The sequence below is a fragment of the Paenibacillus cisolokensis genome (assembly GCF_018403665.1).
GTDB lineage: Bacteria > Bacillota > Bacilli > Paenibacillales > Paenibacillaceae > Paenibacillus_AH > Paenibacillus_AH cisolokensis.
This window is the reverse complement of the sequence record NZ_BOVJ01000208.1, coordinates 1-15950: the sequence shown is the minus strand read 5'-3', so window position 1 is coordinate 15950 and position 15950 is coordinate 1. Positions and strand designations below refer to the sequence as shown.

Here is a 15950-nt window from a genome sequence, read left to right as displayed (position 1 = left end):
GCACAAGTTCAGTTGTGCGACATCCATAATGATATTTATATTATAACTTTTCCAATTAATAGTGATTCTTATACATAAAGCTTATTGTCGCATTCTCGATTCTCGGTGTCCAGATACAAGCAGATCGAGTAGCCGGCGTAAAAGAAAAAAGCCTGCAGGTTAGCTCCAGACGGAACTTCACCTGCGGGCCAAAGACGTTTTATTCCAATTTTTTGATCAATTGCCGTACCATTCCGTAATGCGGTTGAAAATTTGCTCCTTCGTAAACCCGTATTTCTCCAACAAGACGCTCCCGGGTGCGGACGCTCCAAAACGATCCAACGTAATCAAGAGACCTTCGGAGCCCGCGTAACGTTCCCATCCCAGCGAGCTTCCCATTTCGATGCAAACCCTTTTCCGAATGTGGGGAGGGATAACGGAATTCCGGTAGCCCTGATCCTGTTCTTCGAACAACTCCCAGGAGAGCATGCTCACCACGTTCACTTTGCGGCCGTGCTGTTCCAGCATGCTTGCGACCTCAATCGCCAGCGGAACCTCCGACCCGGACGCGATCAACAACAAATCGGGATGGCCGTCCGGCGTTTGGACACGAATATACGCGCCCCGATGCGCCAGCTCGCGCCCTTTCTCCGAGCCCGCGGTCACAGGGAGCGCCTGTCTGGTTAATACAAGCGCACTCGGGCGGCGGCTTTGGCTTAAAGCAATTTGATAAGCGGCCATCGTCTCGTTCGCGTCGGAAGGCCGGAGCACCAGCAAATTCGGGATGCTTCTTAATCCCGCAAGATGCTCAATCGGCTGATGGGTCGGACCGTCCTCGCCAACGGCGATGCTGTCATGCGTCAATACATAAATGACAGGTTGCCCCATTAAAGCGGACAGTCGCATCGCAGGCTTCATATAATCCGAAAACACAAAGAACGTTCCGCCGTAGACCCTCAGACCGCCGTGCAAAGACATCCCGTTCAAGGCCGCCGCCATCGCATGCTCGCGTACTCCGAACCAGATGTTGCGGCCCTGGAAATTCTCGGGTTGATACGCTTCTTCCTGACGGATCGTCGTTTTATTGGATGACGCCAGATCTGCGGAGCCTCCGAGAAAATAAGGGATGGCCGAAGCGAGCGCATTGATGGCTTTGCCGGAAGCGTCGCGCGTCGCCACCTTCTCTCCGATATGAAAGACGGGAAGCGCGGATTCCCAGCCCTCCGGCAATTCCCCGGCAAACGCCTTTTCCAGCTCGGAGGCCAAATCCGGGAATGCTTCTCGATATGCGTTCCACACTTGTTTCCATGATTGCTCCGCTTCGATGCCCCTTTGCGCCGCTTGCCGGAACGGTTCGAGAATATGCTCCGGGATTTCGAAAGGCGGGTGCGGCCAGCGGTACGCTTCCCGTACGAGGGAAATTTCCGCTTCGCCAAGCGGCGATCCGTGGCTTTCGGACGTTCCGGCTTTGTTCGGACTGCCGTAACCGATGATCGTCTTCACTTCAATGAGCGCAGGCTTCTGCGATTGTTGCGCCTTCTCGATCGCTGCGTGAATGCCGGTCAAATCGTTTCCATCTTCCACCTTTAAGACCTGCCAGCCGTAAGCCTCAAACCGCTCCGCCACACGTTCGGTGAAAGCGAGCTTCGTTTCGCCGTCCAGCGATATGTCATTCGAATCGTATAAAACGACCAGCTTACTTAACCGGAGATGACCGGCCAGCGAAGCCGCTTCGGCAGCGACCCCTTCCATCAAGTCGCCGTCGCCGCACAGGCAATAGGTATAGTGATCCATAATGTTATAGCCGTCTCGGTTATAGCGCGCAGCCAAAAACCGCTCCGCCATCGCCATTCCTACAGCCATCGCAAAACCTTGTCCCAAAGGTCCGGTCGTACACTCCACGCCGGGTGTGTGTCCGTATTCCGGATGTCCCGGGGTATTGCTTCCCCATTGGCGGAATTGCTTGAGATCCTCCAGGCTCACATCATACTGAAATAAATGAAGCAAACTGTACAGGAGCATGGAACCGTGACCGGCGGAAAGCACAAACCGGTCCCGGTTCCACCAATGCGGGTTCGCGGGCTGAAATTTCAGGAAACGGCTCCACAAAACATATGCCATCGGAGCCGCGCCCATAGGCAAGCCCGGATGCCCCGAACCCGCTTTCTCAATCGCATCGACAGACAGCATGCGTATGGCCTGCACGGCGCGCAAATCTTGATCGCTGTACATCATTGATTTCCCCCGTCCAACGACAATCCGCCCGGAACTTGAGTCCAATCCTTCAAAAATTTTTCAATCCCGATGTCCGTAAGCGGATGCTTCCACAACGAAGGGAATAAAGAACCCGGAATCGTCGCGATGTGCGCCCCGGCCAGGGCGGCATCTTGCACGTGCAAGATATTCCGAACGCTCGCTGTAATGATTTCCGCCGGGAAATTATAATGGTCGAGAACGGTTCGAAGGTCGCGAATTAACTTTAATCCTTCGATCCCGGTATCATCCAGTCTGCCGACAAACGGGCTGATATAGGTTGCGCCAGCCTTTGCGGCCATTAGCCCCTGGGCAACCGTAAAAATCAACGTGACATTCGTTTTTATGCCTTCCTGCGACAGCTTATATGTCGCTTCAAGCCCATCTTCCGTCATCGGGAGCTTGATCACGACATTGTCGGCCCAACGCGCCAATTCGTGCGCTTCCCTGACCATATCCGCAGCACGAACGCCGACGACTTCCGCGCTTACGGGTCCGCTGATTTCCTTGCAAATTTCTTGTATGATTTCTTTAAAAGGCCGTTTTTCTTTCGCGATCAATGAAGGATTGGTCGTAACGCCATCCACCAGCCCCAATCGTTTCACCCGCTTAATCTCTTCTACGTTTCCCGTATCCAGAAAAAATTTCATTACTGCCAGCCTCCTCCTATCCATGTTCTAAACGGCAATCAGGCGTTTATGATGCGACGTGACGAAATGAATCCCTTGACCGCCTCCATAAGTGACCAGCGAGTGCGTCGTTTGCGTTCCGTCATGATTGCGTTGAATTCCGTTCAACATCACGCCTGTCGTAATGCCGGTAGCGACGAAAATACAATCGTCCGAGGAAACGAGACGGTCCATTTCAAGAGGAATGTCAGGCGTATGAATCCCCATTGTTTTGCACCGTTCCCGCTCCTCATCGTTTGCCGGAAGCAGCTTCGCCTGCATTTCGCCCCCCAGGCATTTCAACGCCACCGCCGACAGGACGCCCTCGGGCGCTCCGCCGATCCCGACAAACAGATCGACCCCGGTGGACTCGACCGCCGTTGCGATGGCGCAGGTTACATCTCCGTCGGTAAAGAGCTTCGCTCTCGCCCCGGTGCTTTTGATTTCTTGCAAAATGTCGGCATGCCGTTCCCTTTGCTGCACCATCACGGTCAATTCGGATACGTCTTTGCCGAGAGCGTCCGCCACATTCCGCACATTATCGACAATGGACCGTTCCAAATCGATGCTGCCCTTCGCCTTCGGACCGACTGCCATCTTGTACATGTACATATCGGGGGCGTGAAGCAGCGTTCCCCGCGGGGCCGCGGCAATAACCGTCGTGGAATTTTCCTGGCCATAGGCGACAAGGTTCGTTCCTTCCAGCGGGTCAACCGCGATATCCAGCTCCGGTCCCCGGCCTGTGCCAAGCCGTTCCCCGATATGAAGCATGGGCGCTTCATCCATTTCGCCTTCTCCGATCACGACGGTTGCGTCCATCTCCATCTTGTTCAACATGAGGCGCATGGCGCTGGTAGCCGCCTGATCGGCTTCGTGTTTGTTCCCGCGTCCGACCCATGGATAAGAGACCAGAGCGGCCGCTTCGGCAACTTGCAAAAAATCGAAGAGCAGTCGTTTCATTGTTCTTCACATCACTTTACGAACATATTGAACGAACGTCTGGAAAATGTAATACGCCGAAACCGCCCCGGGATCCATATGTCCGACGGATCGGTCCCCCAATCGGCTGGACCGGCCCAATTGCGACACTAGGGACGCCGTAGCATTCATACCGTTTTCCGCTTCGGCAAGCGCCTTGTCATAGATGTCTTTGCCGATCTCATCTTTCTCGCTTTGCGTTTTTAATACGCCGAGTACCGGCAGCCAGGTGTCCATCATCGTTTTATCCCCGATTTTGGCTTTTCCGCGTTCCTGGATGCCTTGAATAGCCGCTTCCCAGAACGAAACGAGATCCCGGTGCGTCAGTTCGGTCTTCCCTTGCAACGCCGCGGATCCTCTTAAAAATGCCGTGGCGTACAGCGGCCCGACGGAAGAACCGACCGCATTCAGGAAAGCCATGGCGATCTCCTTGAGCAATGTCCCGCAATCGCTCGCTTCGGACTGCCGTATTTTGTCGACAATGGCCTGCCAACCGATCGACATCGTCACACCGTGATCGCCGTCGCCTAATTGGCGGTCCAGTTCCGACAGCTCGTCCTTGACTTGTTCGATTCGATCGGCAATCTCAACAAACAACTGCTTAAACTGCTCGAATGTCATGACCATGGAACCACGTCCTCCTTATTTCTGCACGTACATCGGTGTGTCAACGGGATAATCGATCATTTGCGCCAGTTCATCATCCAATTTCATGATCGAGATCGAACAACCTCCCATTTCGAGAGAAGTGACAAACTCGCCGACAAACGAACGATAAATGTGGACTCCGAGCTGCTTCAATCTTTGTTCGGCCCGGCGAAACACCACGAACAATTCCATGTAAGTCGTGGAGCCGAGCCCGTTCACCATGACGGCCACACGTTCGCCGGACTCCAGCAGCATGTCTTCCAGAATTTTATCAATCAGATCGTCGGTCGTTTCATCAGCCGTTTTTAATTTCCCGCGCTGGACGCCCGGCTCGCCGTGGATTCCAAGACCGATCTCCATTTCATCCTCTCCCAGAACGAAGCTGGGCTTTCCGGTTTGCGGCACGGCGCATGGGGACAAGGCGACCCCCATCGTACGAATATTGTCGTTCGCTTTCTTCGCGACCCGGACCACATCGTCCAGTTTCATTCCCATGTCCGCCGCGGCTCCCGCACATTTGAAAACGAGGAATCCGCCTGCGATACCGCGGCGCCGCTCTACTGCCGGCGAAGAGGCGACATCGTCCGTGATTAATACCGTCTCTACCCGGATACCTTCCATGGCGGCCAACTCGGCGGCCATATCGAAGTTCATGCAGTCCCCCGCATAATTGCCATACATATAGATGACGCCTTCGCCGCCATGAACCGCTCTCGTACAAGCCAGAATCGGGTCCGGGGGAGGAGAGGCAAATACGTTGCCCACAGGTACGGCGTCGACAAATCCTTTGCCGATAACGCCCATGAAAGCCGGTTCGTGACCGGAGCCCCCGCCGATAATAACACCCACTTTCCCTTGACGGACCGTATTCACGCTTACTACCGCACGTTTGTTTTCCGGCAGCACTCTGACATACTGGGGATAAGCCGCGGCATAGCCTTCGATCATCTCGTCAACAACCAGATTCGGAACATTGATTAGTTTCTTCACTCCATTCACTCCTCCCCATCTGCTCTTCGATGTCCATAATTTTTCTACTTTTCGCGCCGAATTGCCGCCCTGGAACTCCGAACTCAGCCAGGCTTCCACCACTTTGAGCGCGGCTTCCGGCCCAATCACCTTCGCTCCGAGCGTAATGATCTGCGCATTATTGCTTTTCCGGGCACGTTCCGCCGAATACGTATCGTGGCATTGGGCCGCCCGAATGCCGGGTACCTTGTTGGCGGCAATCGCAACGCCGATGCCGGTACCGCAAATCAGGATCCCGCGTTCCAGACGGCCTTTCTTGATTTCCAGGGCGACCGCGGATGCCACATCGGGATAATCGGTTTCTTCGCAAGAATGGCAACCCATGTCCACGTATTCGATTTTCTCTTTATCCAAATATCGCTTGATCCATTCTTTCAATTCATAGCCGTGATGGTCGCTGCCTATCCCGATTTTCATACAGCATCTCTCCATTTCCTCTCTATTCCTTTTTCGTATATGGGGTCATTATGATATAATACTGTCGTCTCATTACTTTCCGTCTTTCTCTAATGGAGAGAAGCGGAGAAGGATTGCCGGTCATGGTAATCCTTCTTTTTTTCCGCTTCTGCCGCTTCCTCATTACTCCATAAATTCGTCGACGTTTTCGGCTGTTACGAGCTGGAACGGAATCCAGTATTCTTTCTCGATCGGTTCGCCCTTCAGATACTTCACGGCGACCTCTACCGATTGTGCGCCCTGGCCTTTGGCGTCCTGGAATACCGTTGCGTTCAAGCGCCCGTCTTTTACCGCTTGCAAGGCGTCGGAGATTGCGTCGACGCCGACGACCGGAATGTCGTCACGGTCGGTCAACCCTTTTCCTTCCAGAGCCTGCAGCGCGCCAAGCGCCATTTCATCGTTCTGTCCGACGACAGCGTCGATCTGTCCTTCGAACGATTGCAGCCAGTTCTCCATCAATGCGAGACCTTCGGCACGGGACCAATTGGCTGTTTTTCCGCCAGCACCTTGATATCGGGGTATTTCTTCAGCACATTATGAATGCCTTCGCGGCGTTGAACCTGAGCCGAGCTGCCGATCGGGCCTTCGAGAATGACGATATTGCCCTTGCCTCCGATCTTCTCGGCAATAAAATTCATTTCGAATTCACCCGCCGTTACGTCGTTCGAACCGATATAGGACGTAAGCTTGTCGCTGTTGACACGGGTGTTGACACCGAAGACCGGAACCCCGGCCTGAACCGCCTGCTCTACGGCGACGGACATCGCGTCCACATCGACGGGAGAGAATATAATGGCATCGAACCCTTGCGCGATCATGTTCTCGAATTGGCTGATTTGCGTATTGACATCGTAGTTGCCATCGAAAATCTCAATATCCACGCCGAGTTCTTTCGCTTTCTCCTTCTGCGCGTCGCTGATGAGAACCGTAAACTCGTTTTTCAAGCCGTAATGCGTAACGCCGATTTTAAACTTCTTATCTCCGGATGCGGTGTCGCCCCCGGCTTCGGACGACCCGCTGTTGCCGGACGGCTCGCTTGCCGAACCGCCTTGGGAAGAGCAGCCCGTTAGCGCAAGCATGAAGCACAGCGCCAGTATCAACCATACTTTCAAACTGCCTGTTTGTCTCATTTCCCCATCCTTCTCTCTTTCATTAGTGGATTGTGTAACCGCCGTCTACCAGATAAGTAGCCCCCGTCGTGAAGCTGGAAGCGTCCGATGCAAGCAGAACGACGACACCGCCAAGCTCCTCGGGATTGCCAAGCCGCTTCATCGGAACGTAATTCAAAACATGCGCCAGTTCACCCCCTTCTTCGAATATCGGTTTCGTCATAGCCGTCTTCATGTAACCGGGGGCGATCGCGTTGACCCGGATGTTGTATTCCACCCATTCCGAGGCCAGACATTTGGTGATCATCACGACAGCGGCCTTGGAGGCATTGTACGCGCATTGCGCTTCCGTATTGGCGATAAAGCCGGACATGGAAGCAATATTCACGATCGATCCGCCGCCGTTCTTCATCATGTGAAGTGCCGCATATTTGGCGCAGAGAAATACGCCGTTGACGTTTACGTCCATCGTGCGCTGCCAATCCGCGAGCGATTGATCGATCGCTTTAATCTTTTGACAGATCCCGGCATTGTTTACAAGCACGTTCAGCTTTCCGAATTTATCGATAATGGTGTCGTACATCGATTGAACCTGACTTTCGTCGGCTACATTCACTCCGATCGCGTGCGTCTGTACGTTGTGCTCACGCGCAATCTCCTCGGCAGTTCGCTGCGCTTGCTCGACATTCATATCGGCGATGACAACCGATGAGCCGAATGACGCAAGCGCTTCGGCCATCGACTTGCCAAGGCCCGTCGCCGCACCCGTCACCAGAGAAACTTTGCCTGTCAAATCAAACCGTTTTTTGAAGTCCATTCTTTCTTCCTCGCTTTCCGGATTTTTAAGATTTATGGGTTGTTTTGGAATCGATTAATACCGCGATAACAATAACCAGACCTTTCACAATGAGCTGATAATAGGAAGAGACATTCAGCAAATCCAGACCGTTGTTGATTACGCCGATGAGTAATACGCCGATCATCGTCCCCCACAGCCGGCCTTTGCCCCCGGCCAGACTCGTGCCGCCGATGACAACGGCCGCTATGGCATCCAGCTCATACGAACTGCCGGCTTGCGGCAATCCGCTGGTCACGCGGGAGGTTAAGATAATCCCGGCCAATCCGGCCAACAGTCCGCTTAACGAGTAGACAATGATCTTGACCCTTTTCACATTGACTCCCGAGATCAAAGCCGACTCCTCGTTGCCGCCTACAGCGTATACGTAGCGGCCGATCCGGGTCCGATACAACAAGAACGAACTTAAAGCGAATACAATTAACAAGATCCACACCGGAACCGGGACGCCGATTAACGTGCCTCCGCCGATCCATTTAAACGATTCCGACAATCCGGGGATCGGACGGCCGTCGCTGTACACGAACGTCAATCCGCGAGCCGCGCTCATCATGCCGAGCGTCACGATAAACGGAGCCACATACCACTTCGCCACAACAAAACCGTTCACCCATCCGAGAACGAGTCCCGCGAGCAGCCCCGCCGCAATGGCGATCCATTCGGGATAAGCGCCGCCTTGCACGAGACTTGCGGTCACGACGCCTGAGAATGCGAGGATGGACCCTACGGACAAGTCAATCCCTCTCGTCAGGATGACGAAAGTTGCGCCGATAGCCAGCAGTCCGTTGATCGAAACTTGCCTCAGGACGTTCATCATGTTGTTAAAGGTGAGAAAAGCCGGGCTGATGACGGATAACAAACCAATAATCAGAACCAGCGCAATGACGATTCCGTATTCCTTGAAAAAGAGTCTCGGATTCCATTTTTTGATGTTCAAATTCGCCGATTCCGTCAACGTTTTAGGCGGTACTGCCGACATGTTCTTCACTCCTTACAAGGTGTTGGCCCGTCGCCAACTCCATAATTTTTCTTGTGTCGCCTCGTCCTGATTCAACTCTCCCGCCACCGTGCGATTATGGAACACCACGATGCGATGGCTCATGCCGATCACTTCCGGCAATTCGGACGAAATCATGATGATCGAATAACCTTCGTGAACGAGATCGTTCATTAATTTATAAATTTCCGTTTTCGCCCCGATATCGATTCCCCGGGTCGGTTCGTCCATGATCAAGATCCGGGGGTTCGTCATGAGCCATTTGGCTATGACGACCTTCTGCTGATTACCGCCGCTTAAATATTGAACCCATTGATCCCGGCTCGGGGTTTTGATCCGAAGCGATTCAATGTAGTAATCCGCTATTTTGTTTTCCTGCTTCGGTTGAAGAACTCCCGCACGGCTGGACACTTTCCCGAGTGAGGAAATGGTGATATTGTGCTTAACCGATGACGGAAGATTTAGCCCTTCGACCTTTCGGTCCTCGGTAATAAACGCGATCCCGTTTTTTATCGCTTCGGACGGCGTTTTAAAATGAACCCGTCTCCCTTCCAGCAAAATCTCGCCGGAATCGTAAGGTGTCATGCCGAAAAGCGCTTCCATCACTTCCGTGCGGCCGGAGCCCATTAAACCCGCGAAACCTAAAATTTCGCCTTTTCTCAGCTGGAAGCTGACGTTATGGAACCATTTCGCTTTGGTCAACCCCTTAACTTCCAGCACCACTTCTCCCGGAGCTGATTTTTGGCCGGGGAAAATGTCCTTCAATTCTCGTCCGACCATCATAGAAATCAATTCTTTATTGTTGGTCTGACCGGCCGGCTTCGTATCGATGTATTGGCCATCCCTCAGCACCGTAATGTCATCGGCTATTTGGAAAATTTCGTTCATTTTATGCGAAATATAGATAATTCCTTTGCCTCTCGATTTCAAGTCTTGGATGACCCGAAACAATTGGCTCACTTCCCGATCCGTGATCGCCGAAGTCGGTTCGTCCATGATCATGATGTCGGAATCGTATGAAACCGCTTTAGAAATTTCCACTAATTGAACGTCCGACACTTTCAAATCTTTCATTTTGGTTTGCGGATCCAGTTGAATGCCGATTTGATCGAACAGTTCTTTGGTCCATCGATACAATTCCGCATACCATAGCACGCCCATCCGAGTCGGCTCGCGTCCCAGAAAGATGTTTTCGGCCACCGTCATTTCGTTAATCGGCGTAAGCTCCTGGTGGATCATGGAGATCCCCAGCTTCAATGCGTCCCGCGGACTATCAATCGTGACCCGGTTGCCTTTAATAAAAATCTCGCCTTCATCCGGCCGATGGATGCCCGACAAAATTTTCATTAATGTCGACTTCCCCGCGCCGTTCTCCCCCATCAGCGCAAGGACCGAACCTGGCCGAAGGCGAAGGGACACGTTGTGTAGCGCTTTCAATCCTGAAAAGCTTTTGGATATGGATTTCATCTCCAACAAATAATCCATTTCAATCCCTCCGTTCGAAAACAAAAACAAGAAAACGAAAATAATGATTTGGAAAATTTAACTTCGTATTCTTACGTTTAATTTTAATAGTTTATTTTATATTGTCAATAACCTCTTTCTTTCAGCGGCAAATGTTTTCGTATTCTTTCGTTTCTAGTTTACGATTATACTTTTTATGATAAATTCATTTATATGAGATGACACAGTATACTTGGATTTAGAATGCGTGAATATAAAGGACAAGGTGATATTTCATATTTTCGGAGGTTGCTTATGAAAATGTTCAGTGAAGAAAGGCGAAAGCGGATTCTCGATTATTTGATACGCCATAATCGGGCTACTGTAAAAGAACTCGCCGAGATTTTGAATGTGTCCAAGGTAACTTTGCGTGCCGATTTAAACTCTATGGAGTCGGAAGGATTGCTGCAAAGAACTCACGGCGGCGCCACCTTGATCGAGTCGAGACCGGAGCTTCCGCCTACGACCAGCTTCTCGGTACGGGAAAAGACCAATCAAGCGGAAAAACGCGCGATCGGCAAAATTGCCGCCGATATGGTAAGCACAGGGCAATGCATCATTTTGGATGCCAGTTCTACTTGCCTGGAGATGGCCCGAATTTTAGTCACGCAGCAAAAACGATTGACCATTCTCACGAACGGAATTATGACCGCCTTGGAATTGAGGGAAAATCCGCAATTTACGGTGATTTTAATCGGCGGGATTCTGCGGCTGGGAAGCGCGGGGCTGGAGGGAAGTCTGGGTACCCATATCTTGAAAGAGATTAACGTGGACACGATGTATACATCCGCCAACGGTTTCGTATACGATGACGGCTTAACCGATTTCAACGTCTATGAAGTGGAGCTAAAAAAATCGATGGCTTCGAGCGCCCAAAAAATCGTCGCTCTGCTGGACCATACCAAAATCGGACGTTCCTCTATCGCTTCGTTCGTCGCTCCTCAAGACATCGACATCATCATTACGGACTCCGGTGCAGCCGAGGAGGACCTTGTCAAACTCCGGCAAATGGGACTCGAGGTAGTTGTCGCCTAGCGGGATCAAACGGTTCGGCCCTTTCCCTTCCCACCGGGAAGACGAAAGGGCTTTGTTATGTTCAGGCAAGTGTCTCAATGGCAGGCATACGCGTACGGACAATTCGCAGTCCTATTCCCGCCAACGCCGATCAATCCGGCCGGATGTGCAAATAGGCGTGTTGTTTGCGGTACTCCTGCGGCGTCATCGCCTCGCTCGCCTTGAACGCTTTGGTGAAATGCGCACCGTCGTAGAAGCCGCCGACGACCGCGATTTCCGTGATCGGCAGCGATGTCGTTTCCAGAAGGCGCTTCGCTCCCTCGATCCGGACGGACAGGATATACTTCCCGAGCGTCATTCCCGTTACCGATTTGAAAATATGGTTCAAGTACCGCTCGTTGAGCGAATAACGGGCAGCCACCGCAGGCAGCAATATTTTCCCGCTGGCGTCCAGCTCCTCCTGAATGTCTTCGATAACTTGCCTTACAATTTGTTCGTGCCTGTTGCGATGCCCGCTTCTCTGCATCTGGTCCATGTAGATCTTCACGAAAATATGAAGAAAATAATGCTTGGCCATAACCGACATTTTGCGGCCCATACGAAGCTCGGTCATCAGGTTGCGAAAGTCGGCTTGCAGCCCCGGCATCGAGACGGGAGTCGATCCGATGTCCAACTGGTCGAATAAATGGCGCATTCGCGCATTCAAGTCCGGGCGGTCGAATTGAAACATCAAATAATACAAGTCGAACGACCCGTCCCTGCAGAAGCTGTGGCGCACGTTATCCGACACGAAGATGAGATCGCCCTGTCTGAAGGACATCGTTCGCTTGTCCTGAATGACCGTATTCTCTCCCCGCGTATAAAAATTCAGTTCGAACCCGGACCCCGCTCCGTTCCACCCCCTGTTTCGCCAGAAGCCGAAGGAAGGAAAGGAAAACCGGTGCCATTCCCGATCGAACAATTCGATGAGCTCTTTCAGATGCGAAGCCGGATTGGGATGGTGCTCTCTCATGATGTCCCTCACTTTTTCTTACAATTTTACAAATCGCGAATCGACTGTACAATACGGCCGGTCGATTATGAACTATACTACAGACATAGTTTCACAGCAGCAACTACTAATAGAGGAGGGATGTGAGACATGAAAGATACGGTCGGCCTTGTCACCCAGGAAGATAAAGAATTTTACAAGAAAAACGGCTATTGGGTCAGCCCGGTCCTGTTCGATGAACAAGAAATCGAGGAAATGCGCAAAGCTCACGATCGCATCTGGTCGTTCGATTACGACGGCGACGGTTATCCGCTCGAAGAATGGCGTCCCACCAATAATCCGAATATGCTTCGGAAAATCGACAACTCCTGGTGGATCAACGACGTGGTCCGGAAAACCGTTACGAATCCCGTGATTGGACGGATTGCCGCCGCTCTGATGGACAGCACCGAAGCGCGTCTGTGGTACGATCAGGTCATTTACAAGCCGGGCACCGGTACGGGCAAGAAAGATGCCCTGTCTCCGGGCAATGTCGGCTGGCACCAGGATTATATTTACTGGCAGTGCACCAACACCGACAACCTGATAACGGCTTGGATCGCCCTTCAGGATACGGATCTGACGAACGGCTGCATGTGCATCGTTCCCGGCTCCCATAAATGGGGACTTCTCGAAGGCAGCGACGCTTTCTTCAACCGGGATTTGGAAGCGGTCAAAGCCAGAATAGCCGAAGAATCCGGAAAGGAATGGAAGGAAGTTCCGATATTGCTGAAGGCAGGTCAAGTCAGCTTCCACCATGCGTTGACGATTCATGGCTCGGGACAGAACTATTCCGAACATCCGCGGCTGTCCATCGTCGCGCATCTGATGCCGCACGGCACTGCTTACCAGAACCGCGGCCATAACGTGGACAACATTCGGCTGCTCGGTCCCCGTCCGAAAGAGGGACAACGGTTTGATAACCATTATTTCCCGGTAGTTTATTCCGAAGAATCGCAATCCTAATATACTAGCCCATTACGGGCAACGGAGGTAGAACCAACGATGAAAATGACATTGACTCCCGAAGAAATCAAAAACGGCCGGCTCGAACCGGAAAAGCTCGCAATCGCCATCGAGCAGGTAAAAGCGAACGGCTATATCGTGTTCGACAAAGTGTACAGCGATGAGCAAATGGCCGAGCTTCGCGCCGCTTTCGATCCGCTGTTCGACGAATATATCAAACGAAAAGGCTACAATACCGGCACGAACCGGGCGCAAATGCATCTGCCGTTCCAAGCGCCTTTCAACGACCCGTCCATTATCGAGCATCCGATCGCGATGTCCGTCATCGACGGTCTGCTGGGCGAATACTGCAAGCTGTCTTACTTCGCATCCGACACGCCGATGCCGGGCTCGGACTATCAGGCCGTTCATTGCGACATTAACCCGCTGTTCCCGGATTTCTCGGTTGCCCTGCCGCCCTTCAGTCTCGTGATGAACATTCCGCTCGTGGATACGACGGAAGAGAACGGACCGCTGGAAGTTTGGCCGGGCGGCACGCACTTGCATCCCGACCGCGCGACGCAGGATACGCTGGACGGCACCATCAATCCACACATGCATATCGTAAGAGCGGCGGAACATATGCTTTCCGAGAAAGTATACATGTCCGCAGGCTCCATCGTCATTCGCGATATCCGCATGTGGCACCGCGGCACGCCGAACCGTTCGAATTACCGCAGAACGAACATCGCGCTGATCTACAACCGCGACTGGTACGGCAACGGCTATACGATTCAAATTCCGCAGGAAGAGTATGACAAACTGCCGGAACGCTCCCGTCTGCTGCTTCGCCACGAGAAAATCGGCTATCCCGTGAAGATGCCTTGGGAATGGTAAGAAGCGCATCTTGACCGGCTTATCGAAGAAGCCTTCAAACCCGCTATCCGTACGCGGTCTTGAAGGCTTTTTCGGCGTCTTTATCGGGCGGTATGCAAAGCCGCAAGGCCGTCCGCCGCTCTTCCGGCAGCGGACGGCCTCCAGGTCTGTGCGCTCGCCCTCAATATTGGTTTCGCAAATCGACCCGGTTCCGTCCGGGCTCTTTGCCCTGCACGTAGTCCCGCAAATTCGCCACGAATATTTCGGCGGCGCGGTCGTCGTAATACACGGAGCTGCCGGAATTGTGCGGGGTAATGATGACGTTCTCCATCGCCCACAACGGGCTCGATTCGGGCAAAGGCTCCTGCTCGAATACGTCCAGTCCCGCTCCGGCGATCGCACCGCTGCGCAGCGCCTCGATCAAGGCTTCCGTATCGACGGTGAGCCCGCGGCCGATATTGATAAAATACGCGCCGGGTTTCATGTGCTTAAACCGGGACGCATCGATAAGGCGGCGCGTATCCTTCGTCAGCGGCAGCGTGACGACGACAAAGTCGCTTTCGGCCAGCACCTCGTTCAATCCATGATGGTCATACATGCGATCGACATGCGGGGAAGGCGCGCCCGAGCGGCGGACACCGAGCACCTGCATCCGAAACGCGCGCGCCAGCCGGGCGATCTCTTCCCCGATCGCACCTACGCCGACAAGTCCGAGCGTCTTCCCGTGTATCTCTTCCAATTCCCCGAGCCATGCCCACCGCTTGTCCGCCTGGTTTCGCGCCGCCGCATGAAGCTTGCGGGCAAACGACAGCATCATCCCGAACACGGTTTCGGATATCGGATACGCGTGCACGCCGCTGGCGTTCGTCAGCATAATATTGCGCCGTTCGAAGGCGTCGAGCGGCATGTGCTCTACGCCCGCTCCCCATGCCTGTACCCATCGCAGCTTCGACTGCGGCCTAAGGCAAATTTCCTCTGCCCACTCGTTCCAGCCGACCACGATTTCGGCGTCCTCCAGACGGGCGCGCAGCTCCGACTCGTCTCCGTTTACAATATCGAAGCCCGGCGCAGCGCTGCGGATCGTCTCCAGATGCCGGGGCTGCGGTCCGTATAGGCATGCGATCGTTCTCATTCGGCGCTCGGCTCCTTACGATGTGAATTTAATTCAGTTTCTTCAAGAAATTAGCCCGCAGCTTGTGATACTTCATCCAAGCTTCCGCTTGTTTGGCAATGCCGCTTGCGATAGCGGGGCTCGACAAAATATCCGTATACTGTTTATAGTTGCTTTCAAACTTGTCTACCGGACCGGTAATGGCCTTTACAATAAGATTATCCAACGTATCATTTTGCGGCGCAATAAGATTGTGATTCAATTCATTCGTCACCGCTTCGTATTCGGCTTTCGCTTGCAGCGTCGCATCGTCAACCGGCAGCTCCGCGTACAGCGTCATTTTTCCCAGGTTGTGTTGCTGCCAAGCCGTATTGACGATCGTGGCCTGATCGTAGTTGCTTTCGCTGAACGGATACACGACGGACGGACTGTATACATAACCCATTTCATCCGCCATGGCAAGGCCGTATACTTCCGGGTCAGTGTCAAGTCAGTGTG

14 protein-coding genes and 2 pseudogenes are annotated in these 15950 nt (G+C 53.0%); 3 read left to right on the top strand and 13 right to left on the bottom strand.

The features are described from left to right. Positions 1-216 precede the first annotated feature (216 nt). The 10 genes and pseudogenes from tkt to PACILC2_RS24080 all read right to left on the bottom strand — a co-directional run bounded on the left by tkt (position 217) and on the right by PACILC2_RS24080 (position 10458). Positions 217-2214 carry a transketolase gene (gene tkt, locus PACILC2_RS24120; RefSeq protein ID WP_213531397.1) on the bottom strand — a complete coding sequence of 666 codons (1998 nt, stop codon included), beginning with the start codon at positions 2212-2214 and terminating at the stop codon, positions 217-219. Then, positions 2211-2882: a fructose-6-phosphate aldolase gene (fsa, locus tag PACILC2_RS24115; protein ID WP_213531394.1), complete on the bottom strand. Its 672-nt coding sequence runs from the start codon at positions 2880-2882 to the stop codon at positions 2211-2213. The genes tkt and fsa overlap by 4 nt, the downstream gene beginning before the upstream one ends. A 27-nt stretch (positions 2883-2909) precedes the next feature. Further along, positions 2910-3860, bottom strand: coding sequence for a class II fructose-bisphosphatase (gene glpX / locus PACILC2_RS24110; RefSeq protein ID WP_062489256.1), 951 nt, complete (start codon positions 3858-3860; stop codon positions 2910-2912). Between the two features lie 6 nt (positions 3861-3866). Continuing rightward, complete coding sequence (dhaL, locus tag PACILC2_RS24105) at positions 3867-4505, bottom strand: dihydroxyacetone kinase subunit DhaL (protein WP_213531392.1); 639 nt, start codon at positions 4503-4505, stop codon at positions 3867-3869. 15 nt (positions 4506-4520) lie between these two features. Further along, entirely contained in the window at positions 4521-5516 is a 996-nt protein-coding gene (locus PACILC2_RS24100) for a dihydroxyacetone kinase subunit DhaK (RefSeq protein WP_244863817.1), read from the bottom strand. A gap of 42 nt (positions 5517-5558) precedes the next feature. Next, positions 5559-5972 (bottom strand): annotated as a pseudogene (gene rpiB, locus PACILC2_RS27645) (ribose 5-phosphate isomerase B); the annotation flags it as partial. Positions 5973-6134: 162 nt separating this feature from the next. Beyond that, positions 6135-7090, bottom strand: a pseudogene (locus PACILC2_RS24095) (substrate-binding domain-containing protein). A 73-nt stretch (positions 7091-7163) separates the two neighbouring features. Further along, entirely contained in the window at positions 7164-7937 is a 774-nt protein-coding gene (locus PACILC2_RS24090; RefSeq protein ID WP_213531387.1) for an SDR family NAD(P)-dependent oxidoreductase, read from the bottom strand. 25 nt (positions 7938-7962) lie between these two features. Continuing rightward, positions 7963-8955, bottom strand: coding sequence for an ABC transporter permease (locus tag PACILC2_RS24085; protein WP_213531385.1), 993 nt, complete (start codon positions 8953-8955; stop codon positions 7963-7965). 12 nt (positions 8956-8967) lie between these two features. Continuing rightward, positions 8968-10458, bottom strand: a complete 1491-nt coding sequence (locus PACILC2_RS24080) for a sugar ABC transporter ATP-binding protein (RefSeq protein ID WP_213531383.1) — start codon at positions 10456-10458, stop codon at positions 8968-8970. A 273-nt stretch (positions 10459-10731) separates the two neighbouring features. Here PACILC2_RS24080 and PACILC2_RS24075 point away from each other — a divergent pair, with 273 nt between their 5' ends. Continuing rightward, a complete protein-coding gene (locus PACILC2_RS24075; protein WP_307860705.1) occupies positions 10732-11511 on the top strand; it encodes a DeoR/GlpR family DNA-binding transcription regulator in 780 nt (259 codons plus the stop codon). 130 nt (positions 11512-11641) lie between these two features. Here the strand turns inward: PACILC2_RS24075 and PACILC2_RS24070 are convergent, their stop codons facing one another. Next, on the bottom strand, positions 11642-12502 hold the full coding sequence (locus tag PACILC2_RS24070) for an AraC family transcriptional regulator (RefSeq protein WP_213531381.1): 861 nt from the start codon (positions 12500-12502) through the stop codon (positions 11642-11644). A gap of 129 nt (positions 12503-12631) precedes the next feature. Here PACILC2_RS24070 and PACILC2_RS24065 point away from each other — a divergent pair, with 129 nt between their 5' ends. Both PACILC2_RS24065 and PACILC2_RS24060 read left to right on the top strand, forming a co-directional pair. Continuing rightward, positions 12632-13486 carry a phytanoyl-CoA dioxygenase family protein gene (locus PACILC2_RS24065; protein ID WP_213531379.1) on the top strand — a complete coding sequence of 285 codons (855 nt, stop codon included), beginning with the start codon at positions 12632-12634 and terminating at the stop codon, positions 13484-13486. Between the two features lie 39 nt (positions 13487-13525). After that, the gene (locus PACILC2_RS24060) at positions 13526-14362 is read left to right on the top strand and encodes a phytanoyl-CoA dioxygenase family protein (protein WP_062489273.1); all 837 of its coding nucleotides are present in this window, start codon (positions 13526-13528) and stop codon (positions 14360-14362) included. A gap of 160 nt (positions 14363-14522) precedes the next feature. On the opposite strand, the gene PACILC2_RS24055 is transcribed toward PACILC2_RS24060, so the two are convergent. Then, a complete protein-coding gene (locus PACILC2_RS24055) occupies positions 14523-15473 on the bottom strand; it encodes a D-2-hydroxyacid dehydrogenase (RefSeq protein WP_213531371.1) in 951 nt (316 codons plus the stop codon). A gap of 28 nt (positions 15474-15501) precedes the next feature. Then, a complete protein-coding gene (locus PACILC2_RS24050) occupies positions 15502-15909 on the bottom strand; it encodes a hypothetical protein (protein ID WP_213531369.1) in 408 nt (135 codons plus the stop codon). Positions 15910-15950 lie beyond the last annotated feature (41 nt).

Bases quoted from the DNA above. Each gene is read 5' to 3' on its own strand.
- tkt (WP_213531397.1), bottom strand. From the start codon at position 2,214: ATGATGTACAGCGATCAAGATTTGCGCGCCGTGCAGGCCATACGCATG.
- fsa (WP_213531394.1), bottom strand. From the start codon at position 2,882: ATGAAATTTTTTCTGGATACGGGAAACGTAGAAGAGATTAAGCGGGTG.
- glpX (WP_062489256.1), bottom strand. From the start codon at position 3,860: ATGAAACGACTGCTCTTCGATTTTTTGCAAGTTGCCGAAGCGGCCGCT.
- dhaL (WP_213531392.1), bottom strand. From the start codon at position 4,505: ATGGTCATGACATTCGAGCAGTTTAAGCAGTTGTTTGTTGAGATTGCC.
- PACILC2_RS24090 (WP_213531387.1), bottom strand. From the start codon at position 7,937: ATGGACTTCAAAAAACGGTTTGATTTGACAGGCAAAGTTTCTCTGGTG.
- PACILC2_RS24085 (WP_213531385.1), bottom strand. From the start codon at position 8,955: ATGTCGGCAGTACCGCCTAAAACGTTGACGGAATCGGCGAATTTGAAC.
- PACILC2_RS24080 (WP_213531383.1), bottom strand. From the start codon at position 10,458: ATGGATTATTTGTTGGAGATGAAATCCATATCCAAAAGCTTTTCAGGA.
- PACILC2_RS24075 (WP_307860705.1), top strand. From the start codon at position 10,732: ATGAAAATGTTCAGTGAAGAAAGGCGAAAGCGGATTCTCGATTATTTG.
- PACILC2_RS24070 (WP_213531381.1), bottom strand. From the start codon at position 12,502: ATGAGAGAGCACCATCCCAATCCGGCTTCGCATCTGAAAGAGCTCATC.
- PACILC2_RS24065 (WP_213531379.1), top strand. From the start codon at position 12,632: ATGAAAGATACGGTCGGCCTTGTCACCCAGGAAGATAAAGAATTTTAC.
- PACILC2_RS24060 (WP_062489273.1), top strand. From the start codon at position 13,526: ATGAAAATGACATTGACTCCCGAAGAAATCAAAAACGGCCGGCTCGAA.
- PACILC2_RS24055 (WP_213531371.1), bottom strand. From the start codon at position 15,473: ATGAGAACGATCGCATGCCTATACGGACCGCAGCCCCGGCATCTGGAG.
- PACILC2_RS24050 (WP_213531369.1), bottom strand. From the start codon at position 15,909: ATGGCGGATGAAATGGGTTATGTATACAGTCCGTCCGTCGTGTATCCG.